23 protein-coding genes and 1 pseudogene are annotated in these 22,044 nt (G+C 47.9%); 10 read left to right on the forward strand and 14 right to left on the reverse strand.

Translation table 11 applies throughout. From position 1 onward, the window contains the following. The first annotated feature begins 204 nt into the window (after nucleotides 1-204). On the forward strand, nucleotides 205-771 hold the full coding sequence (locus GN112_RS14340; RefSeq protein ID WP_155310845.1) for a CHC2 zinc finger domain-containing protein: 567 nt from the start codon (nucleotides 205-207) through the stop codon (nucleotides 769-771). Then, entirely contained in the window at nucleotides 746-2,020 is a 1,275-nt protein-coding gene (locus tag GN112_RS14345) for a toprim domain-containing protein (protein WP_155310846.1), read from the forward strand. Before GN112_RS14340 ends, GN112_RS14345 begins: the two co-directional genes overlap by 26 nt. Before the next feature lie 222 nt (nucleotides 2,021-2,242). Here the strand turns inward: GN112_RS14345 and GN112_RS35050 are convergent. From GN112_RS35050 to GN112_RS33595, 7 genes and pseudogenes are all read right to left on the reverse strand, one after another. Then, nucleotides 2,243-2,428, reverse strand: a pseudogene (locus tag GN112_RS35050) (VOC family protein); the annotation flags it as partial. 78 nt (nucleotides 2,429-2,506) lie between these two features. Further along, the gene (locus tag GN112_RS14350; RefSeq protein ID WP_155310847.1) at nucleotides 2,507-2,860 is read right to left on the reverse strand and encodes a carboxymuconolactone decarboxylase family protein; all 354 of its coding nucleotides are present in this window, start codon (nucleotides 2,858-2,860) and stop codon (nucleotides 2,507-2,509) included. Between the two features lie 618 nt (nucleotides 2,861-3,478). Next, a complete protein-coding gene (locus tag GN112_RS14355; RefSeq protein ID WP_162458943.1) occupies nucleotides 3,479-3,952 on the reverse strand; it encodes a hypothetical protein in 474 nt (157 codons plus the stop codon). Nucleotides 3,953-4,463: 511 nt separating this feature from the next. Further along, nucleotides 4,464-5,471 (reverse strand): IS1 family transposase, encoded by a 1,008-nt coding sequence (locus tag GN112_RS14360; RefSeq protein WP_155310849.1) that lies wholly within the window; start codon nucleotides 5,469-5,471, stop codon nucleotides 4,464-4,466. A gap of 144 nt (nucleotides 5,472-5,615) precedes the next feature. Continuing rightward, on the reverse strand, nucleotides 5,616-6,872 hold the full coding sequence (locus GN112_RS34380) for a hypothetical protein (protein ID WP_231716904.1): 1,257 nt from the start codon (nucleotides 6,870-6,872) through the stop codon (nucleotides 5,616-5,618). 166 nt (nucleotides 6,873-7,038) lie between these two features. Beyond that, nucleotides 7,039-7,605 (reverse strand): terminase gpA endonuclease subunit, encoded by a 567-nt coding sequence (locus tag GN112_RS14370; RefSeq protein WP_162458944.1) that lies wholly within the window; start codon nucleotides 7,603-7,605, stop codon nucleotides 7,039-7,041. Further along, the gene (locus tag GN112_RS33595) at nucleotides 7,602-7,820 is read right to left on the reverse strand and encodes a hypothetical protein (protein WP_162458945.1); all 219 of its coding nucleotides are present in this window, start codon (nucleotides 7,818-7,820) and stop codon (nucleotides 7,602-7,604) included. The genes GN112_RS14370 and GN112_RS33595 overlap by 4 nt, the downstream gene beginning before the upstream one ends. A gap of 301 nt (nucleotides 7,821-8,121) precedes the next feature. Between GN112_RS33595 and GN112_RS14375 the strand changes: the two genes are divergently transcribed. The 3 genes from GN112_RS14375 (at nucleotide 8,122) to GN112_RS14385 (ending at nucleotide 10,477) form a co-directional block, all read left to right on the forward strand. Next, complete coding sequence (locus GN112_RS14375; protein ID WP_155310851.1) at nucleotides 8,122-8,412, forward strand: hypothetical protein; 291 nt, start codon at nucleotides 8,122-8,124, stop codon at nucleotides 8,410-8,412. Nucleotides 8,413-8,488: 76 nt separating this feature from the next. Beyond that, entirely contained in the window at nucleotides 8,489-9,028 is a 540-nt protein-coding gene (locus GN112_RS14380; protein WP_155310852.1) for a JAB domain-containing protein, read from the forward strand. A 792-nt stretch (nucleotides 9,029-9,820) separates the two neighbouring features. Then, nucleotides 9,821-10,477, forward strand: a complete 657-nt coding sequence (locus tag GN112_RS14385) for a toll/interleukin-1 receptor domain-containing protein (RefSeq protein ID WP_231717028.1) — start codon at nucleotides 9,821-9,823, stop codon at nucleotides 10,475-10,477. Nucleotides 10,478-10,767: 290 nt separating this feature from the next. Here GN112_RS14385 and GN112_RS14390 read toward each other — a convergent pair whose 3' ends face one another. The 4 genes from GN112_RS14390 to GN112_RS14405 are packed head-to-tail and all read right to left on the reverse strand — an operon-like array spanning nucleotide 10,768 to nucleotide 14,017. Beyond that, nucleotides 10,768-11,436: an AAA family ATPase gene (locus GN112_RS14390; RefSeq protein WP_155309036.1), complete on the reverse strand. Its 669-nt coding sequence runs from the start codon at nucleotides 11,434-11,436 to the stop codon at nucleotides 10,768-10,770. After that, nucleotides 11,412-13,091 carry an integrase gene (locus GN112_RS14395; RefSeq protein ID WP_155309035.1) on the reverse strand — a complete coding sequence of 560 codons (1,680 nt, stop codon included), beginning with the start codon at nucleotides 13,089-13,091 and terminating at the stop codon, nucleotides 11,412-11,414. The genes GN112_RS14390 and GN112_RS14395 overlap by 25 nt, the downstream gene beginning before the upstream one ends. Next, on the reverse strand, nucleotides 13,072-13,647 hold the full coding sequence (locus GN112_RS14400) for a plasmid partition family protein (protein ID WP_155309688.1): 576 nt from the start codon (nucleotides 13,645-13,647) through the stop codon (nucleotides 13,072-13,074). Before GN112_RS14400 ends, GN112_RS14395 begins: the two co-directional genes overlap by 20 nt. Before the next feature lie 4 nt (nucleotides 13,648-13,651). Next, nucleotides 13,652-14,017 carry a hypothetical protein gene (locus tag GN112_RS14405; protein WP_197743251.1) on the reverse strand — a complete coding sequence of 122 codons (366 nt, stop codon included), beginning with the start codon at nucleotides 14,015-14,017 and terminating at the stop codon, nucleotides 13,652-13,654. 229 nt (nucleotides 14,018-14,246) lie between these two features. Here GN112_RS14405 and GN112_RS14410 point away from each other — a divergent pair, with 229 nt between their 5' ends. From GN112_RS14410 to GN112_RS33850, 3 genes are all read left to right on the forward strand, one after another. After that, nucleotides 14,247-14,477, forward strand: coding sequence for a hypothetical protein (locus tag GN112_RS14410; protein ID WP_155309029.1), 231 nt, complete (start codon nucleotides 14,247-14,249; stop codon nucleotides 14,475-14,477). Between the two features lie 315 nt (nucleotides 14,478-14,792). Then, the gene (locus tag GN112_RS14415) at nucleotides 14,793-16,469 is read left to right on the forward strand and encodes an IS1634 family transposase (RefSeq protein ID WP_155310853.1); all 1,677 of its coding nucleotides are present in this window, start codon (nucleotides 14,793-14,795) and stop codon (nucleotides 16,467-16,469) included. An 818-nt stretch (nucleotides 16,470-17,287) separates the two neighbouring features. Beyond that, complete coding sequence (locus GN112_RS33850; protein ID WP_176603542.1) at nucleotides 17,288-17,617, forward strand: YbaK/EbsC family protein; 330 nt, start codon at nucleotides 17,288-17,290, stop codon at nucleotides 17,615-17,617. Nucleotides 17,618-17,858: 241 nt separating this feature from the next. On the opposite strand, the gene GN112_RS14425 is transcribed toward GN112_RS33850, so the two are convergent. After that, nucleotides 17,859-18,317, reverse strand: coding sequence for a universal stress protein (locus GN112_RS14425; protein ID WP_155310854.1), 459 nt, complete (start codon nucleotides 18,315-18,317; stop codon nucleotides 17,859-17,861). Nucleotides 18,318-18,852: 535 nt separating this feature from the next. Here GN112_RS14425 and GN112_RS14430 point away from each other — a divergent pair. Then, on the forward strand, nucleotides 18,853-19,335 hold the full coding sequence (locus GN112_RS14430; RefSeq protein ID WP_155310855.1) for a hypothetical protein: 483 nt from the start codon (nucleotides 18,853-18,855) through the stop codon (nucleotides 19,333-19,335). After that, nucleotides 19,332-20,093, forward strand: a complete 762-nt coding sequence (locus GN112_RS14435) for an MBL fold metallo-hydrolase (RefSeq protein ID WP_155310856.1) — start codon at nucleotides 19,332-19,334, stop codon at nucleotides 20,091-20,093. The genes GN112_RS14430 and GN112_RS14435 overlap by 4 nt, the downstream gene beginning before the upstream one ends. A gap of 86 nt (nucleotides 20,094-20,179) precedes the next feature. Here the strand turns inward: GN112_RS14435 and GN112_RS14440 are convergent, their stop codons facing one another. Together GN112_RS14440 and GN112_RS14445 are read right to left on the reverse strand one after the other, a co-directional pair. Then, complete coding sequence (locus GN112_RS14440; RefSeq protein WP_155310857.1) at nucleotides 20,180-21,166, reverse strand: 2-dehydropantoate 2-reductase; 987 nt, start codon at nucleotides 21,164-21,166, stop codon at nucleotides 20,180-20,182. A 90-nt stretch (nucleotides 21,167-21,256) separates the two neighbouring features. Further along, nucleotides 21,257-22,033 carry a DeoR/GlpR family DNA-binding transcription regulator gene (locus GN112_RS14445; protein WP_155310858.1) on the reverse strand — a complete coding sequence of 259 codons (777 nt, stop codon included), beginning with the start codon at nucleotides 22,031-22,033 and terminating at the stop codon, nucleotides 21,257-21,259. Nucleotides 22,034-22,044 lie beyond the last annotated feature (11 nt).

Consider the following 22,044-nt stretch of genomic DNA (forward strand, 5'->3'; position numbering starts at 1 on the left):
GACTATTTTCGGCCCATATTGATAGTGTCAGGGTGGTAAGATATGTGACAGAGACAATACCGCCTGTCACGTTTTATGGGGCTAGGGTAGGCACCCGCAAACAATTCCTTCTGAACCAGCATCCCGCCTCACCAGCCCACCACCATACCTGATCCAGCCAATTCCATCTTGACACACTCACCCGTTATTCCCGATTATTCCGCCATGCCATCCCACAACGACATTAAAACAGTGGCGTATCTCGATCCGATGCTCAACTATGCCGAAGCCCATCTGGGCATCCGGTTCAGGCCGACCGAAAAATACCGGTATAGTGCCTTCTGTCCGTTCCATGCGGACACCAAAGACAGCTTCCGCCTGTATGTGGACGGAAACGATGTGGTCCGGTTTCATTGTTTCGGTGCATGTGGCGGAGACTGGGACATCTATGACGTGATCATGTTGCGGGAAAAATGTTCTTTCCGGCAGGCTCAACGGATTTGGGCGGATTATCTGGGATTGAAGGATGTGGAATTTCATAGCGGGCGGAGTCAAAATATTCCAGAGCCTGACGCAGAACCAGAGCCCGATGATAGTGTTGAATTCTTGGAGCCCGCCGAACCCACCGATCAGACCAAAGCCACGTTGGCCGAGGCTGCCGGCTTCTATAATGAACTGCTTCTTTCTGATTCAGAGAAGTATTCCAAAGTTCTCACATATCTCGCTCGTAGAGGCCTTGAGAGCCCCATAATCGAACGATTTCAGATTGGCTATAGCCCAAGCCTATATTGACAAGAATTATCTCGGCAGAGCCCTCATTCGCGGGTTCATGGATCGTTTCGATGCTGACTACCAGACGTTCCAACGCTTCCAGGATGCTTGCCTGGTCCGGCTGCTTAACGACGAGAGTTCTCGTGCCTATGGATTTTATCTCCAGCAGATCGATTTCACCACGCGGAGCCCTTTCACGCGGAACTATGGCGACTATTTCGCCGGCCGGATCGTGTTTCCCATACGCAATAACGTTGGCGAGGTCATCGGCATCATCGGCAGACGGCCAGACAATCGCGGCGTTCGCTGGCTCAAACAGCAGGCCGGTGAAGGTGCCATCACCACAAAAAGCTGGCTCTACGGCATCGACAAGGCATATCGCTTCATCAAGCAATACAGAACGGTGATCCTGGTGGAGGGGATCTTCGACTATTTCGCCTTTTATCGCCTGTTGCAGGACCAGGGCCGGCCGGTGGTGGTGTCCACGTTGGGTTCCTATCTTTCCGCCGAAGCGATGGGCATTTTCAAACAGCTTGGGGTGGAGCACTTTATCGTTGCCTATGACTGGGACGAAGCCGGCCGCAAAGGGATCGAACGGATCGCGGCTGAGGTCGGTGGCACGGTCTATTACCTGGGTGGCATGCAACCCGGACAAGATCCAGCGGAAAAGCTGAAACCCATGGTCGGCTCCATCAACGGATTTTCACTCAGGCACCTGATGGCTTCAGCAAAGAAGCATCAACCCGCCACGGACAAGCCCATCCACATGTCATTTATTTCTTGTGGGCCGCCGGATAAACGGGAAACGATTTTCAGCCCGGCCGAAGCGGAAGCACCTGCTTGGTGGCCCGAGGAGGCCTCACCAACGGAGTTTTATTACCGCGTGGCCGACTTTCTACCGCTGCTTTCCTACGCCCACGGAAATAAAGCCATGCTGGATCAAACAATCAACGAAATCACAGGACGCCTGGAGTACCGGCCCACAGAGCCACCAGGGGAAGCGTTTTTCACCATCCCGGCTAATTTCCTGCGGACGGAGGCCTACACTGATCTGGGGCCGGCACTGATCCTCTGGTTGAGGCTGGTCATCGAACAGCAAACGAAAAAGCGTAGGGTCCGGCAGACTGACTCTACGTTGGCTGAGTGGTTAGGGACGAGCAGACGAACCATCACAACCTACAAGCGTATGCTTCAGGATCTGGAATATCTCAACATAAACACTTCAGTCAGACCACAGCGACTGTCTGTGCGGTACTTTCCCAAGCACTGATCAACTGGTCTCTGCCATGGTGGTTTATGCTTTCGCACTGCTCACTGACAAACCTTCACCCAGCGGCGTTTACTTAAAGGGTAAATGAACACTAAAAATCGTGAGTATACGTTAATATTTCAGTCTGTTATGTGATATTTAGACCAAATATAGTGGGAAATGCGAAATGCAGGAAAAGCCGACTTTCTGCAAACAAGCCAGCAACGTGGGAATTGAGCCTTGCTATTTTTTGTCCCCGGGACCGCCCCAGAAGAACGGGTTGCAGGCAACCTCCCACAAGTAGCCGTCGGGATCCTTGAAATAGCCCTGGTAACCGCCCCAGGAGGCCTTTTGTGGCGGCTTAATCAGTTGGTTGACCGCTTTCGCAACGATTTGGACAACGTCCGCCTCTGAGGCCACGTTGTGAGAAAGTGTGACGCCAGGAAAGCTGTTTCCCCCATATGAAACGCTGGCATTTTCGGCAAGTAATTTACGGTCGTATTAGGATTAGCTTCTGGTTATGCCTCGCTCCTGCAAATAATCCGCAACCAGGAGAACCTTGCTCCATGCAAGTGTGCCGCCCATGCTGACTGCGACAGAACAGGCTTCGAAAATTTCCGCCGGCTTTGCTCCCAGTTCCAGAGCTTTGGAAGTCTGGGAAAGAACGCAGTCCTTGCAGCCCGCCTGTATCGCCACAGCCAGCGACATCAGCCGTTTGGTTTTCAGATCCAAGGCACCATCTCTGTAAACGGCATCTTTGACAGCACCATAGTAAGCTTCAGTGAGGTCTGGCATTTGTTCCTTGGTCACTTCGAACAGTTCCCACATTTTCTCTTCGTATTGCAGTACGGAATCGCTCATTCATCGGCCCCCAGGTGTTTGGTCTTTTTTGTGTGTTCCGCTTCAGCCTTATTCCGCATTCTTGTTACCACCCGTACAAGCACCTGCCAAGGCACAGCACATATCGGCGTTTACTTAAAGGGGAAATTTAGACAGTAAAACGCTAATATACGTAATGGTTACGGTTGTTTCTATCGCATTTTGACCAAACGACCTGTAACCTGCGAATTGGAAGGAAGAACATCTGTTTTCGCAAAATGGACGGTTTTGATGCTAACACACGGTAGTTACCGACCACAAAAATATTATCGGCCCAGATGGTGCCGGTGATATGTTAAAATATCACAATTAGTTGAATAGACGGTATGTTACAGAGTGGCTGTACAAATGACAACTTCGAAAGAATGTGTGATTGTTTGCCATGTATCTGGCGTTCGAGCTAATTGAAGATTCTATTTTATAATCTGCAGGACGGAACGAAAAATAAAGGGAAAGGAATTTGATATATCTGTACTGGCTTCCTGAACCGCCAAAACCCTGCCCGGAGCCGAGACGCGAGAAAAATTGGCAGACTGCCGATGGGCTGATTGGCGGGATTCCGCGCTGACTACTGGGGGGGCACATAGGGTGACGACTCTGTTATGTTAGATTGGTGAAGATCGCGTAGTCGATCAGTCCCGTCGCCTCGCCCTTTGCGAATGAGTTCTTCTTGGTCTTGTAGTGCACCCCACCAAACAGATTCTTCGTGGCTGGTGAGAATACGATGCCATAATAGGGGTCCAAAAAGATGAAGTTCGCCCCACTTGCGCCGAGACAGACAACGAAGTGCCCGTAACCGGTGTTCCACGCCACACGGCAAATCGCGGGTTTACCTGCCGAACAGGTCTTCAGCTTCTCGTAGATCGGCCATGAGTCCGTGGCGTTGAGCGCTGGCCACTTCTTCTGCAATGCGTCCAACAGCACCCACCCAATCGTCCCGTCTGAACTCCACTCGTGCCACCGTTGGTCTGATCGGGTCGCCGACGTACCGCACCGCCCCATCTCCATCTTTCCGCACATAATTTGGATGAACCCGATGGCCACGTCGCGATTCATCGCATACTTCAGAAGCATCAGGATGCTGCTTGGACCACAATTGTTCAAGTCGTGCTGCCGATAGACTTGATATGTGTGACCGTCCAACGTCGTAGATTCCCACCCCATCGGCTCGCCCCTCCGCATGTTGTTGTATGGACGAACCCTATCGAGATTTGTCCTCGATTGCTATTATAGCGTGTCCAGAGTTCATTCCGGGAATCCTCCGACGCCTGAGTCGCGGGTGAAGGAGGATAGAGAGGATAAGAACTTGCTTTTTCCGCGATAAAGTATAGTGAGAAGCCCACTGTAAGTCAAGAGCAATATAAATACAATATGTTGTGTGATGCAAAATCCCAGGCATATCTAATCGGGATGAACGTGGCATAGGATTCAGATTAGCAAATTATGTCATCCAAATACCCTGTACCTCTTTTATCACCGCAACACTCAATCCCATGGCATCACCTCAGATCAATTGAAATACCCGGCTGACCGGCCGGCACTGGTTCAGTTGAATAGGCAATTAATTAGTCATAATTTTGAATAGTTAAACATATTGTGCACTGAAAAGTACTTCTGGAGTGGTCTCGCATTCGAGTACTCCTAAACTAACAGCGGGAACCTTTTTGGTCGTAAAGTGAACTCTGAGGAAGTTATGGACAACCCAATAAACGTTCAACACGCGTTGAAGACCGGTTTCTGATTTTGCATATGTGTTTGTTTTTCTCCTATAGGCGGAACATTTTCGGCGCATTGCAGCATTGTTGGCTTCAACGTGGTTGGCGTGTGTTTCCTTATCTGTAATATGGTTTGTGGTCTCAGGGTGTTGAGGACATGTTGTCTGGTATTTTGGTCTTTTGCGTCCTTTCTTATGGGCTTGGGATCCTTTGTTTTTTACCCTGACGGTGACTCCTTTTTTCAACACTTTTCGAGGACGACCACGCATACCAGTTTGAAAAAGCTCGTGGCATATTTCAAATAGAATTTTTCCATATCGACGTTCACCATCTGTCAGAAGGGTTATGTCTTCAGTTTGGTTGACAAGTTCCGCCAGGGTTTTGATTGCTTTTTCAAAAAGGGACCTGTCCTTTTTACCGCAGCTCATTTCCCAAATGAAACGGCTGGCTCTATCCATGAGGACAATAGTCCATCCGGAAGATTCTTCAGCAGGAACATTTTTTTTGACTTTTGTATAAAATTCATCACCTTCGATGACTGACTGGATGAACGTATGCGCCATTGAATAGATAAATAAAGTACTATAAAGATAGGAAAATTTTCTTTCCCAGGCAAGAAGGGTGTTTTTAGCGATTTTAAAGATCCGGCAGGTGGCATTGAGTGACGTTCCCTCAGTTCGGGCGTTTAAGACCTCCCAAATTTTACTGACAGGCTTTCTGATATCTTGCAGGAATGTGTTTTTTGTTTCTGAGAATGAATATTTGCAGTCTTGACAAAGAAACATTTCCCTATCACCGTTAGAAATTGTGCGATATACATAGTCATGTCGGATATTTTCAGACGAACAATTGGGACATTTGCATGTAAATAACAGCATAATCTACTCCTTCTCATCATGGTTGGGGTAGATTACCGTACATTTTTTATCTTCTATTGTCCAGCTATTTTATGTATATTCTGGCACTTACAACACCTATTCAACTGAACCAGTGCCGACCGGCCGGTATAAGGATTAATCTGATTATATCGGATTTTGGGGAGGTCTCCGGTACCCACCCAAAGAAGCCGAAACGTACAAGTTTTGCAACCAGTTGTTGTGATATCTGAATTGGTTTAGCTGTTCCGCCGGACTTTTAAATCCATTGTGCAACTTAACCGTTCGAGGATTGTATGGTGAAAAATTATTGATGAGCGTCCATCCTCGAATACTCAACTGCGCTGCATCCATCGATCCATGAAAATATTGGGTACTGTACAGGTGGCGATCCATTCTTTGCATCAACCGGTCAACCATGTTACTGGTTCGGTGTGCTTTAGGATGATCGTAGGCAACACGATAGGCGGCAATGTTTTTCCGTAACTTCGTTATGGGATCTATGATAACGGATGGCACAGCATTCTTTTCGCACCATTCGTACAACCTTCTTATTCTTTGGGAAAACGATGCCTTACTTTCAGCGCGATAACACTCCCATAGCTTTGATGCGGCGTTTTCAAAAATATCTCGGTATTTCTTTTTGGCACGGTCACGAATTTTGATAAACACATGAAGAAAACAGCAAATGATAACTACTGCCGGGAAGAGGAATTGCCACGCATTTCGGGTGGCTTTCCAGCCGTCCATATTCACGGTTTCCGGTGAATATTCCGGCTTTATACACTGGGCCTCTTGTTTGTACACTTGATACGCATCTGTTAACGCTTGTTCTCCGGCGTCTTTGGCAACGGCTGCACCGAGAATACAGCCATCACCAACTGTCGTGGCCACATACGTTTTTTCACCTAAAATTCGAGTATGCTTTTCATCAGCGGCAAGATGTTCGGGAACATCTTGAGGATTTCGGACAGTTGTTCCGACAATGCTGTTTCGCCCGATAGATTGTTCGATTCGATACCAATACATGGGATCTTTTCCGAAAACACGACTTATGGCCCAAAATGGTATGTCGAACTTTCTAAAAAACATTGCATCTTCGATTTCGTCAACAAATCCAACGAGGTATGGCAGTACAAATGAAGGACGAATGGTGTAAGCAACACCGGATATTTTAATTCGACGGATCCATATGGATTGTTTTTTTGAGTAATAAAGATCCTTCATCCGATATCCATTTTCGATTTCAGCCGGGAATAATTCCGGAAACAGTTCGATCCTTTTGTTTACGGAAGTTCTGAAATCAACCGGGTTGAGTATGTTGCATTCATAATTGCCTTGAGAAAAGGGCAAACATATGATTCTGTTGTTTCGGTTAGCGGATCTTGTATCTGCTATTCCCATATAGTTAGAGACCTCCTTTGGCGGGATGTGTCTCTAACTATATAAAATTATTAGTAAAAAGTCTAGACTCAAATCTTCAATAATATCAACATGTTGTGTTTTTGTCGGGGGATAGGCCACTGTATGTTCGGCTTATTGGAATCAAACTCCCCAAAATCCGTTATAATCAGGGATTAATCGCCGGCGCCGCCTTTTTTACAGGTTTTGCCGGCCTGGCCTCCGGCCGCGACCAGTAACGCACTCCAATCACATCCGCCGCCACCAATGCGTAAACCGAGCAGTCCCAACCATGATTGGCATTGCCGTCCGGACAGTCCCACAGTCCGGTTTTCTCATCGATGTACTCCACAGTCAGCATGCGCAGCCAGATGTCGGTGGTCTCGGAATTGTAATGCCAGGCACCAGGGTCCGCTGGCGCAATCGCCAGCTTGCCGGCCAGGATGTTTTTGTAATCGTTGACGTCGGCTCGGCACAACTTCAGGCCACCGGGAATAGCCTTTTTCGTTCCGGGGAAGTAATCCACCTGCGAAAAGGCAAACGGTTGGGCCATGCGCTGCTCACCCTTGAACGCCAAAAGATGCCCCCTGTGTGCCCGGACAAAGGTGTAGACATCGTCGGTGCGGTGGCCCATGGCATCCTGGACGGTCATGCGCACAAAATAGCGGTTCCCGTCAGCGTCCGTATAATCGGTGATCTCGTAGGGCTTCCATGGCAGCGCGGCGTAGTTGTTCATGAAATCCTTGGCCCCGGGATCACGCTTTGGGTCAGGACGCGGTGTTGCTCCGCCCATTCGCTGACCGGTATCGGCGGACGTTTGCGCATTGATCGCCGCTCGGCACGGTCGAACCGGAATGACCGGCGGCGCTTTTTTTTTCCGGCCGATATCCTGGGAATGAACCCGGGCGGGCACCATTTGGGCACCGGACTGTTGATTGACTGGATCAGCATGGGGTTTTCTCCTTGTTTGCCGGTCACCATTTGATCAGTTGACCCTTGAAAGGCAGGCCGTGGTTTTTTTTGAAGAAAGCCAGCATGTCCTCCCACTGATGGCCGGCGCGTCGGAATCCGTCGGCGTAGGCGAACCGCGCTTTCATTTGTTCGGGAATTCGGCGCCCCTCGAATCTGTCCCTGCCGCCCCTTGTCCTATTGATATAATCCCAACCTAATTTTCAATCATAACACAACCATTAGGCGACCCCGTCACCACGACAGGTCGCCTTTTTTATGTCCAAACGAAAGGAGATCCATCATGCCAAAGTCAGTGGAGATCTGTCAGTTCGTCACCCGTACCATCAAACGCACCATTTGGAACATCCCCCGTATCCGCGACGGAAGCCGCTGGCGGAACATCGAAAACAGCCACCTGGTAGAAAATCCCCTCAGCTTTTTCAGTCATGATCGTTATGAAGAAGCCATTTTTCGGGCCAAACGAATAATGGAGAAACGTGGATGGAAAACCGAGCTTACGGACTTCAAAGAACTGTGTATCGAAAACCTGACTTACCAGCATTACCGGTTGAAGTGCTGGAAAAGTTCATAACCCATCTGAAACAAGCATAGAGGGCAGTTGCTGGTTTTACCCGGCCGCTGCCCTCTTTGCGTCTGGAGGCCTATCCGTGAAAGCAATCAAACCTTACGTCCAACTGAACCTGTTCACCGATTACATCGCTCGGCCGGCCAATAGGTTTGTTTCCATTTACCGAGTATCCCTTGTGAAAGACGCCACCGTCTCTTTCGGTGAAGCCATTATCAACAATGCTCAGAAGGCTCAGGCCGTGATCCAGGAACTCATCCGAACACGAGGACAGCCGGACCGAGAACAGTTTGTGGTGGCCCTGCTCAACGCCAAGAACGAGATGATCGGACTGAATATTGTATCCGTTGGTGGCCTTTCATCAGCATCTGTTTATCCCCGTGAAGTACTTAAGCCCGCCATCATTGCCAATTCTGCGGCATTGATTCTGGCTCACAATCACCCCTCCAACGATCTGGAACCATCCCCTGATGACATGAACATCACCCGGAAAATCATCCAGGCCGCCGCTGTCATCGGCATCCAGGTCCACGAACACCTGATCATCAACATGGACGATGCTCGGTATTACAGTTTCGCCGATCAGGGCATCATCGCCAGGATGTATTCCGAGATCGGTTAAAATTTCCCCGCCGGCACCCCGCCTCAATATTTCCTTCGCAGATTATACGGATCATTTCTGTCCACCAACCTTGTGGTAAACGTTCTTCCATCCCGCTCGATTTTCGGTACCACGTCATCAATGCTGAGTTTTTTGCTTTCGTTGATCACACCGCCTTGATGTAGTTTGGGTTTAAATCCCTTCGGCCACTTCTTTTTTCGTTTTCCCATTTTTCATTCACCCCCCTTGTGTATTGATTTGTAGGACTGGAGCACGGTTGTTTATGGCTGCCCGGGCTGTCCTACTTATTTGCGGGGTCAGATAAACTGGGAGCCTTCTATCATCCGGTGGGTGGTTTTCTGGTATCATTGGGTAGTGACACCGGCATCATCGAACCTGGCGTACATCGGCGATTACTTAAAGGGTAAAATGGTCGGTAAAAAAGTGTTTATGCTCTATTATTTTGGTTGGTTATTGCGTATTTTGAGCAAAAATAGTGGGAAATGCGAATTGAAAGAAAAAACATCTGGTCTTGCATAATGGGCGGTTTTGATGCGAACACGGTAATCAAGTGCCTTGCATGATTCCTTTGAATTCCCTTGATTTTCATAAAAAAATATGTTGGTTGAGTTGGCAGTTCCGGATTGAGCATATCCCAAAAACCAAAAATGGATAATTTTTCGGCTCAGTGTCCACTTTTCACCCTTAATACGCCAATATGTGGATTTTTTTCCATTCAATAAGTGTGATACGTGGAAAATTTTCCACATATTGCCACCAATAGGTTTTGTAAGAAACTAAGGTCTTAAGATTATGATCGGTCAAGAAGACAAATTTGAACTGCCCCCTAAGATTGATCGTTATTTGGCAACTCTTTCCAAATATTACGGCAAAGAAGGTCAAAAACAATTACAAGAAATAATAGTCAATTCAAAACCAAGGGTTCATGAAGGATGGAGCTATGATAATTGGAATGGTGGGACATATGGGCATGCTCTTTATTTGGCGATTCCTGAATCAATCTATTTGAACGCTGTAAACGAAAAAGCCGAATTACAATCTGAAATCAGAGAGGGACTTAATAAAATTCACGATATACAAAATGAATTTGTTGAAGAAGTTTTTTTTGAAATGGAGGTTCCAGAAGATCACGATTGGCGAAAAGATTCGGGCCTTTTAATCTCTCGTAGTAAAGTCATTCCAGACCCTGTTGCAAGCAGGATATGGGATAAAAAATGTTTTCGTGTTTTTCTCAGTCATAAAGCGGAAGTGAAAACGGAAACTGCTGGACTTAAAGACAAATTGAAACTTTACGGCATTTCTTGCTTTGTGGCACATGAGGATATTGATCCTACAAGAGAGTGGCAAAATGAGATCGAAAATGCCCTCCATACTATGGACTCATTTGTTGCATTATTAACTGATGGCTTTCATGATAGCCTTTGGACTGCTAAGGCAAAAATAGTGTAACGCTTCCCGTTCTGTTTATTCAGGCCCCGTTTAAAAAATATCCCAAATATATTAATGCGTTAGTGATCATTGGCTGCCTTTAGGACGTTGCAAAATAATGTAACTTTTTCATCGTATTTCAGGCCTTGAAGCATCTTATGCCGCTGCGCGTTAGCGGTTAATAGAGAAACGATGCAATAACAATCGACTTTACGAGAGTTAAAAAAAGTTACGATGTGGGATTTAGATTAACAGGTCTTGGGAGAAAGCTGATTCGCCGCAGAGTGAGGGAAGAGATTGTTTTTTGGAGCCTACATGGGATGAAGATTGGCGAGAAAGTCGACCGCCAGATTTAAATCGACGAAGCTATGGCCCAGTTCTTTGGCCTTGTCGCGGCAATCCGTGCAAATTTCCTTGAATTTTCTCATATCGCCCCTGGTGGCCACATAAATCTGTTCGATGGCTTCAGATTCAAAATCCTTGTATTCCAGGATGAAATCCTCGACTACGATGGGATACAGAATCAAGGTTTTCAATCGGCTGAGGATATCCGGATGCTGGCTGGTCAAATATGTCCTCACCTTTGGCAGTCCGGCCAAAACGATGGGCACGTGCGCGTCCATGATTCGTTTCAGGTAGGGCCAAACCCTTTTTTCGATGTCATTGGCCTCGTCGATGATGATGTAATAATCGGTCAGATTGCGGATCAGCTTCAAATGATGGGGCGTGCGCCGATAAGTGGCCACCGCCTCGTAGTTCAACCCTTGAAGGATGGAGGCCAACATTTCATGCACATTGAAAAGCGACTCCACCCATACGCCTTGAAGTTTTTTGGGTTTGAGCAGTTCGAGGAAACGAGTTTTTCCGACACCATATTCGCCCTCGATCAATACGCTCTGTCCCCGGTAGATCCGGTTGTATACCGCGGATAGATAGGAGACCCGGCGCTTATCGTTTATAAAACTTTGTTTTCGCTGCATGAGGCATACGGGGCCAAAGGGTTGTTTGACAATTGTCTTTCGCAATCCAAAATGAACGCATTGAAAAGCGCCTTGCCGGTGATGGTTTCAGGCTGGCGTAGTTTGATCGCGTAAGCGATATATCGTTTCCGGTGTTGCCGATAGATTGTTTGGGCGGCATCGAGGGTCAAACCCCGAAGATGGATGTCAATCAGTCGTGGCCTGTCCACCGCCATCTTTTTCTCCTGCAGAAAAGCGCTGATCAATTCAACCGCGTTGGGTTCGGTGCCTGCCTTTTTGACCGGCTTTTCGTAAGGTTCCCGGCGCAGCGCTTCACCCAGCAGGATACCGTTTTCCTTATGCTCGAAGATAAACAGCTTGTCGCCAAGATCGGAGATATACACCTTGGTGCTCTTGTGGCGGCTGAAGTGTTGCGCGCCAACGGCCACATAGTAGGTCTGCTTTTTGAAAGTAATGATGCCTTTCGCCCCCACGGTGGCGTTGATCTTGTCATAGCCGTATTTGACGAAATGGCGTACGTCATCCGCACTGAACGTTATCCACTCGTATTGGGCAAGACCGTCGTCAAACTTCTCCTTGGGCACCCAGGCCGATGTTTTACCGTTCACAGAATAATAGTGCTTTTGCTCATTGTGCTGCCGGCGATAGGCTTCGAGTAAACCACTCTGGCGCAGCGTTGCAAGATCGATGTCGAGATAGGTGATGGTAATTTTTCCTTTTTTGCCCTTTTTGTAGATATAGCCCGGTTCTGTCTTAACGATGCGGTCTTCAAAGTGCTTGATGATCCGCATTTCAAAATGATGGATGCTGCGATGGGATGATTCCAGATGTGCTTTGTCCTTGGGCGCATGGATGCGTGAGAAGTTTGGTTGCAGATAAAATCCGCCTGGCAATGAAAATTTGATGTTCAGTTCGTTGATGGGGCGTTTCAGGTTGACAAAACCCTTTGCATTGTCCGGTCTCAGCCGTATCTTTTTTTGCGGAAAGGGGGTGCTCACCAAAAATTTCTCGAACAGGTCCACCGAATTTAGACTGCTTTCGGAAAAATAGGCGTCAAGCACAAGCATGTTGCGCGATCCGGTGTCAAAAAACTCGATCACCTGGGGCTTGGCCCAAACGCCGTCGTCCGATCGAATCTTGAAATAGCGAAACCTGCATCCGTCCATTTGAATCAAATCGAAGACCGGTTCGTCCTTAAAGCAGACGCTGGGATCGTTCTTTTCCTCGAAGTCTGGTTTTTCCAAATAGACCTTGAGGTTGGCTTGCCTGGCAAAACGCCTTAAAGCGCTAAGTGAGATGCTACGTTCGAACTCTTGTTCGAGCCAGGCGTGGTAATTTTTGATGGTTCGTCCATGGCGGGTGATAAATACAAAACGATCGTCCGATGGATCGCTGGAAGCCTTGACCATCTCGATGAAGCGGTTTTGGATTTTTTCGGTCAAGACCCGGCGCCGGCCGCTGCACTTTCTGCCTTCCATGATGCCTTGGCCGGCAAGCAGCAGCGGTTTGGGAATGACGCCGGTCTTACGGTATTGATCCATGTAATATTTTTTGGCCCTGCGTTTGGCGCTGCCGGTTTTGTCCATGATCTTTTTGTGCAGCAAGATCAGGAAACGGTCGTCCATGGGCAGTTGTTCAAAGTCTTTGTCTTTCATGACGAATGATTTTCTCTTTCATCACTTTCAGCCAGAATAAGGCCGCTTGTCTGGATGTCGTTTGCCAATCATCGTTTTGCGCCGACCGAATCTGTTCCAGCATGGCCATCACGGCCGTTTTATAGTCTGCGCTGATGATATCGACCACAGACGCATTCTTTTTTTTGACATGCTTGGCCTTTAGGGTTTGATGGGCGTACTTTCTAATATTCTTAGCCGTGAGCGCCATGCCGGATGCGATAAATGCACGCCAGATCTTGCGTTGATCCTCTTTTGTAAAACGCGTTAGAATCCTGGCCTGGTATTCATTCTCCGGAAGGATGCCGTCGCCAATTGGAGACAAATTGTCGATGACATTGGCGGCCTTAATCAGACGATATGCCTGGGATCGGGCCATATCCCACCGGTCCTTGACATAGCCTTCAAACGAATCGAACAGCAAATCTCGAAACAATTGATCGTCTCGAATCTGCTTTAATGCCTTACCGGTTTGGTGAAAATGGTGTTGATTGGCAGCGATGATCTCCTCCAATTGGGTGAGTCGGTTGTTGGCCATCTGTTCACCCGATGCTCATCCGTTTCCCGATATCGCCAAGCAGTTGATTCAATTCCAACCGTTGGTCCGTTAAAGGATCCGGTCTGTTTGGTACAAGGGTTTGCAAATATTTGACACTGTCAACGAATCCAAGGCCTTTCACGGTCATGACCAAATCAATCGGGTTGAAGTTTTTCTCGCAAAGAAAGCACCTGGCGAGATTGGTCTTGGGGTTGGTCGCGGTTTGAAATTCATTGCATAGCGGGCATAGAAAACGAAAAATGCCTTCGATCACTTTAGATGGGATATGAAGCTGTTCTTTGATCAGCCAGTCAACCGGGATCCGATTGCGCAGTTGAAACAGTTCTCCCCCTGTAAACCGTCGTCTCATGATATTGGCCTCCTTATCTGCGTAAAAAATCCTGAAAAAGATTTCATCCATAACCACGGCGTGGAAAATGGCTCACAATTTCACCCGGCCGACCGCAAAAATGGCAGCGGCATCGAAAACCGAGGCGAAAAGGTACCGAAATTTCGATCTGTGGTGGCAACATAACCCGTTTAAAAGGGCTTGTTGAAGTATGATCATCCATGTTTTTTCTACGTGGATCGATTTCACGATGCCGACGACGGTTTTCGGCAAGACGGTGGGCTTTTTTACCTTTATCGGTTTTACGGTAGCGTCGCTGCGCTTTTCGACGGGACTGGAGACGACCGGCGATGCGGCATGCATCGCAACAATAAGCATGCCCACGAAAGCAGCACCGGCACACACAAAAAACGGTGTTGCACCAACGACAGGATATTTGGATCAGCTTTACCATCCGGCCTTGAAAGTGGCCGGAGTTTAAAGTAATTTACTTAATGAACATCCGGCCTTGATACGGAGTTCACCCTGAAAGCCCGGAAGTGATGGTTCCGGGCTTTCTCCTCATTTTCTTGGACCATGACAATACCCACTTTACAACTTACATTTCGCACGAGTGAAACGGTAATTATCAAATTTATTGCTCAAGGCGGGGCAAGTCTATAACATATTGAAAAAATGAATTAAATAAGCACTGGACAATTCCGGCCTTATCTGTTATGCATACAATGTATGAGGCTGGTAAAATGATTCCTTCATCTATATCCAAGCGCCTCATAACCGAGACTACGGAGGCGTTATGGAGCAATTTGAAACTCGATTCAAGCAAGTTGATGTATTGCCAATGGTCAAGTATTTCATGGATCAGCTTGACCTTTTCAACCTTTTTTCCAAGTATGTTCCGGCATCCGACGGAAGTCTTGCGGAGCATGCGCAAAGCTTGTGTATCTTAATTGCCAACATCATATGTGACAACAAACCACTATACAAGATTCAAGAATGGTTGTGCCAATATACAGATGGACTTGTAACAGAACCGGTCGAGCCAAATTTTTTTAACGATGATCGTCTTGCCAGGGCACTATCAGCATTATTTCATGCAGACCGCCATACGCTGATGACCGAGGCTTCTTGCAATGCCATATCGGTACACCAGTTACTTACGGAGGAAATACATAATGATAGCACATCCGTGACTTTCATCGGCAAATACAAAACTCCCGATCCGGAAGCGGTCAAGCTTAAGCATGGGCACAACAAGGATTTTCGACCCGATTGCAAACAAGTTGTATTTGGTCTGAATATCACGGCGGACGGACATGTTCCACTCAGTTATCAGCTATTTGACGGGAATACGACCGATGATGTGACCCATATTCCCAACTGGAACGGCCTGCGCACATTGTTGGGAAAAGAGGATTTCATTTACATCGCCGACTGCAAGTTGAAAACCGAAAAGAATCTAAAGCACATCGCTGGTGAAGGAGGGCTGTTTATCACCATCGTTCCGAAGAATCACAAGGAATACATCCAGTTCATCAAATATCTGAAAAAAAACGAAGTGCCTTGGGAAGACGCCGTTAGCGTTGAAAACTCACGGAAGAAAGGTGAGTTTACCGTTTACCGCACCTATGAGACCGAACTGACCGAAGAAGGCTTTCGGGTCATTTTTGTTCACAGCAGTTCCAAACAAAAAGAGGACGAAGCCAAAAGACAGAAAAAGATCGATAAGGCCATTGAACAGTTAGAAAGCCTGTCACCTAAACTCAATGCGTATCATTTGAAAACCAAAAGGGAAATCAAGGCCGCTATCGATAAGATTGTCAAGGATGTTAAAGAGTTTGTAGAGGTCCGGATAGTAACCGATCGCAAACAGATCAAGGTGAAAGTATCTCCCGGCAGACCGTCTCCACAAAGCATCTACAAAAATAAATGGAAATATACCCACCGCATTGAGTGGCAGTTAAACGAACAATCTCTTACCGAAGCATCGCGAACTGATGGCGTTTTTCCCTTGATTACTAATACGCAGCTTGAAGCCAGTGAGGTATTAGGAAAATATAAAAACCAACCATTCCTTGAAAAACGGATGTATACCAAAAAATCGATTCTGGAAGTAGCGCCTGTTTTTTTAAAAAAGGAGCACCGTATTGAAGCCATGCTCTTTTTATATTTTATAGCCTTGATGATTGTGTCCCTTATCGAACGAAAGATACGGATGAATATGACAGCCGAGGAGATAGACAAGCTGCCCATATTACCCCAAGGGATGAATACAAAAAAGCCGACTTGGAATAACATCCGTTATTTCTATCGTAATGTCCACTTCTCGCAGATAATCCGGAATGGCGTATGTATACAATCAGTGGTGAAGGGAATCGGTGACATGCACAAACTTATCAACCGGTTGTTGGAGATACCCGAGGCGATCTACAATTATTTTCAAGATGGCTGGTGGCAATTTAAAGCTACCTGATTGATTTTAAAAAACAAAAACATAAGAAAATTAAAAAATTATTCGCCCGCCATGCGAAATGTAAGTTACAACCTACAAAAACTTTTTGGTAAAAACGATTGCCGGCGGGAGCTATTGCGGCGGGGTAGCGTGGTAGGTTTATTGATTTTTGGGGCGGGGTCTCGCTGCGGGATAGTAGAACCAACCGTTACACTTTTGCCGCATAGGCGGGGTAGGCCGTTACACTATTTTTGCCTTAGCATCCAACTGTATTCTGACGCTGTAGCAATATATCATAGTACTGATTGATTGCGTGGCCAAGTCAAAAAGGGGGCGCCCATTAAAGAGCGGCCCGAAGACTCTGAATTTTCCATCGGAATCCGCCCTTGACGGACTCATTTATATAAACCTACAGGTCGAACGAGATGATCAGAAAACGATTTCGTGATCCAAACTTCCAATGTTCCCTTGCATTCTTCATCAGGTAGGCTATATAAAATCCATAGCTTGACCGACGGCATCAGGCGGCTCTGTTCAACACCATTTTATCCATCATCCCTTTCATCGTTCCATCAGTTTCTTTGGAATCCGGTCGCAAAAGATGAGTATGCAACCACGAGAAGGCTGTCCGATTTTTATGTCAAGCGGATGAAAGGGAAGACGACTGCGGTCGAATCGGGACTGGCTCTGTTGGACGTTCTAAATCTCATCGGGATTTCATGTGGGAGTACTATTACGATGTGGAGCATGGATTATATCAGTAACCGCCCTTGGACGGTCAGTATTGGCATCTCCAGTCCCATCCGACGAGGAGATTCAAAGGATTTTGATCGAACGGCTTGGAAATGATCTGGCACAATGGGGGAACGGGCGGCTATCGCTCCTATGAAATTTTATTGATAAGGAATTTTGGGATTAAAAAATTGACGCCATGCGAGAAACATATATTCCCAATTCTGACACATCTATTTTTAAAGAAAATGACACCAGCTATAAAAATCGCAAAGAAAGCAAAAATTGATTTTACAATTCATGAATATACTCATGGAACTGCAAAAAAATTTGCAAGCATTTTTGTAAGTGCAGGGAAAAGAGGGCTGGAGATAGAACTCGCACCTGATGATTTAATCAAACTTACAAAAGGCAAATACAGTTCCATTTCTACTTAGGCTGGGGGAAAGAAATTATTCCACCATCCTGCTTGTCTTTGTGCCCGTCCACCGCGTTGCCGCCACAGGCACATATTCCCGATATGCACCGGTGGCGGCAGGCCGCGGTGGAGTGTGCCCGAACACCCAAAAGATGGGGATTTGGCCCTCGAAACCCGCCACCAACAGACTCATTATTCGGGCCTTACCAGCCGAACGCAATGGCCAAAACCGGGACGTTGGCCAAAACGCTATTCGTTATTTAGCCTTCTTGCTCGTTGGGCCCAGTCGGAATTATGGTCACTGGAACCGTAGAATTCTTCAGAACCTTTTCGGCTACACTACCAAACCGAAAGTGACCTTTCTCGCCGTGACTCGCCATAATCACCAAATCCATTTTTTCCTTGGCCATAAGCTTCAGGATTTCATTTGCAGGATCACCAATTGCCACGTGTTTAATATAGAGTGGACAGCCCTCGAGATATTTTTCACATATTTGACCCAACCGTTTGGATGCCGTTTTGTTGGCATGTTCCATCAGTTCGTGTACCCGTTTTTCTTCAAAAGCACCATACCATCCGTCATGATGGGCGACATCCTCAATTACATAAAGAATATGGATTTCCGCGTCATATTTTTGAGTCATCGATTTAACGTGAGGCAAGGCGATTTCAGATATTTTTGAAAAATCCGTCGGCCATAAAATCTTTTTTACATTCATGGGTTATCTCCTTTTGGATTTTTTAGGGGGGGCTTCCCATCCAAGTATTTCATAATTTTTACTCGATGCTTGTAAAGAAAACAGAAATTTAATGATTACATCACACAACAAAGTGGTCGCTTAAGCAGGATCTGGGGGCGAGGAAGAAAAAAGCGTCGAATGTTCGCGGCGGCGAGAGCTCTAGTTTTTTAAGTATATGCTCCGACGTGTCCCTTCGTCAAGCCATCGATCAGCAATTGTAATTTTGGAGCGTATCAATACAATATATAGATTAATACTAATTTATTAGCCACAATATATTGACAAAAACAGGCCAAAATTACAATTGCTGGCCATCGATATGGTCTTTCTACGGTAAAAAAACTAAAAATGGTTTAACATTAATCATGGCAGGGGGGGGGGGAGAGCAAAAAAACCTATTATCAGTGCCCAAAAGCCCATCCCTAAAAGACCATTTTTCTTGTGGTTTAATACCATTCGCTGCTACCCTGCCGGTAAGTGAGCTTGCCGTTTGGCGGCGCTTAAGGGGCGAGGGATGCAACATTACTTTTTAAAAGGAGATAAAACAGTGGATAATTCTATTCAATTTCCGTTATCAGGCGCTGTTACCCAGTCGATCAATCCGTGGGATTTCTGGATCAAATCCTTAAGTTCCCAATTGGGATTCATTAACATCAGAAACGTCACGTCTTCCGATTACCGGATTGAACAGGAGATCATTGAGGATGTTGCGAGCTACGGACGACAGATCGGTCAGATTACAGATGTTTTAAAAGTTCTAATCGACCATTCCGCCATGGGAGATCTTCAGGAAGACCAGAAACAAACCATTGGGCGCTTTGAGAAGATGATTTCAGAGATTGAGCAAGTCAAGAAAAAATGGAAGACGCCAAAAAATCTTTTGTCAGAAATAGACACGATGCTATCGGAGATTAGAGCCCTGAAGACAGAATCTCCGGCCACCTATGAGCTTGCAGTGAACAAAATAGAGGAAGCGCTTGGAAAGAAAGCCAAATGAACAATTGGTTTACAATAGATCAAATTGACAAGGAAACTTATATCATCAGCGAATACCGTCACTGGGAGGAAACCCATTGTTATCTCCTGAATGGCTCTGAATCCAGTTTGCTTATTGATACCGGGCTGGGAATCTGTAACATCCACGATAAAGTCGTTAAGCTGACTGACAAACCGGTTACCGCAGTGGCCACCCATATTCACTGGGATCATATTGGCGGTCATAAATACTTTCCAGACTTTTACGCGCATGAGGATGAACTGAATTGGCTCAGCGGAGAATTCCCTTTGACGATTGAGCAGATTAAAGGCATGGTCGTTGACCGCTGTGACCTGCCGGAAGGTTATGACGTCAACGGATATGAATTCTTCCAGGGAAAACCGACAAGCGTGCTAAAGGATAATGATGTTATTAATCTTGGAGACCGCTGTGTTCAAATAATGCATACGCCCGGACATTCTCCGGGGCATATGTGTTTTTGGGAAAAAGAGCGCGGTTATCTTTTCACCGGTGACCTGGTCTATAAAGACACGCTCTTTGCCTACTTTCCGTCCACCGATCCAGAGGCGTACCTCAACTCTCTGGAGCGGGTATCGGCGATCCCGGTGAAGCGTGTGTTTCCGGCACATCACACTTTGGATATTCAGCCTGAGATTCTGGTTCGAATGCGTGATGCTTTTCGGCAGTTGCAGGATGAGGGCAAACTGCATCATGGCAGCGGAACATTTGACTACGGTGACTGGGCTGTGTGGCTATAGTCGGCCATGCTTCAATTCACAAATTCCGATTTTTGAAATCGATTGATCAAACAGCAAAAAGATATAAAACGACCCTGTGATTTGGATCAGGCCACCGGATACAATCCCCGTACCTGTGCATGCAGGCGCGCCAGACCGAGCAGTGTGTCGATGGTGGGTGTCTCAACCCCCACATGCCGACCGATCTCCTGAACAGCCCCCACCAATGCATCCAACTCGACGGCGCGACCGGCTTCCACATCCTGCAGCATGGAGGTTTTGAAGGCGCCCAGTTTGCGGGTCATGGCATTGCGGTCCTCACCGCTTTGTTCGATGGGGCATCCGAAAATGGCGCCGATCCCGGCAGCCTCGGCCATGATGTTCAGGCAGAAGCGATTCACCAGCGGATCGTCCAGGATTTTGTCACACGTCGCACCGGTAATGGCCGAAACCGGGTTCATGGTCATATTGCCCCAGAGCTTGAACCAGATATCGCGCTGAATGTGCTCGGAGACATCGATCTCCATCCCGGCCTCACCCAGCAACCCGGCCAGTTCCGGAAGCGGCCGGGTTGGCGTGCCGTCCGGTTTGCCGATGATCATTTTTTTCCCGAACACATGGCGGACGAAACCGGGTTCGTTGAGGGCAAAACTGCCATGCACCACGCCACCGACCACCTGCCCCGTGGGAATGGCAGCGGCAATGGCACCGGTGGGATCGACCGAGGTCAGCCGGAGGCCGGCACATTTGCCGCCAAACCCATCGAAAAACCACCAGGGAACGCCGTTCATGGCCGTCAGGATGGTGGTCTGGGGTCCGATCAGCGCCGGGATCCCCGAGGTGATGGAGGAAAGGGACTGGGCCTTGACGGCAACGATCACCAGGTCCTGAACGCCCAGCGCTTTCGGATCCTCACTCACACGGATGGGCTGGGTAAACCGCTGGTTTTCCATCTCCAGACGCAGACCGTTTTTTTCCAGCGCCTCAAGGGTGGCCCCGCGCGCCACGGCACTGACCTCGCACCCGCTGCGGGCCAGCATGGCCCCCAGAAATCCGCCAACCGCGCCGATGCCGTAAATGCAGACTTTCTTCATGCTTGATCCTTTTATGAAATCGAACGTTTTAAGGTCGGTTCCATCCGGGTGGAACGTGACCTTTTTCCGCGGCAGCCAGGGCCCCCGTCGTTAAAAAGGCCGCGGCGGGGCAACGCGCAGGTTGACCCCGTGCCGCTCCAGCATGGTGGCCAACCGATCGGTGGGCCGGGCATCCGTGACCAGCAGGTCGACCTCCCCCCAATAGGCGAAGCGTGCCGGGAACTTCAGGTTGAATTTGGATTGATCGGCGGTCAGCACGGTCTGGAAGGCCCGCGACATCATCGTTGCGTAGACCTCGCCGGCATCGATCAGCGCATCACAGGGCCCCTCGAGGCTGAGTCCGCTGGCGCTGACGATGGTGTAGTCGACCCAGAATTTCTCCAGGAAACGGAGGGTGTGCTCACCGTGATTGGCCCCCTCGGTGGGGCTGTATACGCCCGGTGCCATGAGCACCCGAATGGTGGGGTTGTGCACCAGCTCGATGGCTACGCCGAAAGAGTGCACGATCACCGTGAGGTTGGACATTTCGGCGGCAATGTAGCGGGCGACATGGACGGTGGTGGCGCCGGAACCGATCATCAGGTGGGACGCCCCTTTGATCTCTTTCACCGTCTGGCGGGCGATCGCCTCACGCTCCCGTACCAGCAGGCTGTGGCGCACGTTGATTCCCGGTTCCTGCTCCAGGCGCAGAATCGCCCCGCCGTAAGTGCGCTCGAGCAGTCCCTTTTCGGTCATCTCATCCAGATCGCGGCGGATCGTTTCGGCCGTCACGTTCAGGGTGCCTGCCAGTTCGTTGACCCGCATCGCAGGGGATTCGCGCAGCAGGGTGATAATTTCGTTCTGGCGTAAGGTTTTTTTGTTGGCCATGGGTTACTCGT

It is taken from the genome of Desulfosarcina ovata subsp. ovata (assembly GCF_009689005.1).
In the GTDB taxonomy this organism is placed as follows: domain Bacteria; phylum Desulfobacterota; class Desulfobacteria; order Desulfobacterales; family Desulfosarcinaceae; genus Desulfosarcina; species Desulfosarcina ovata.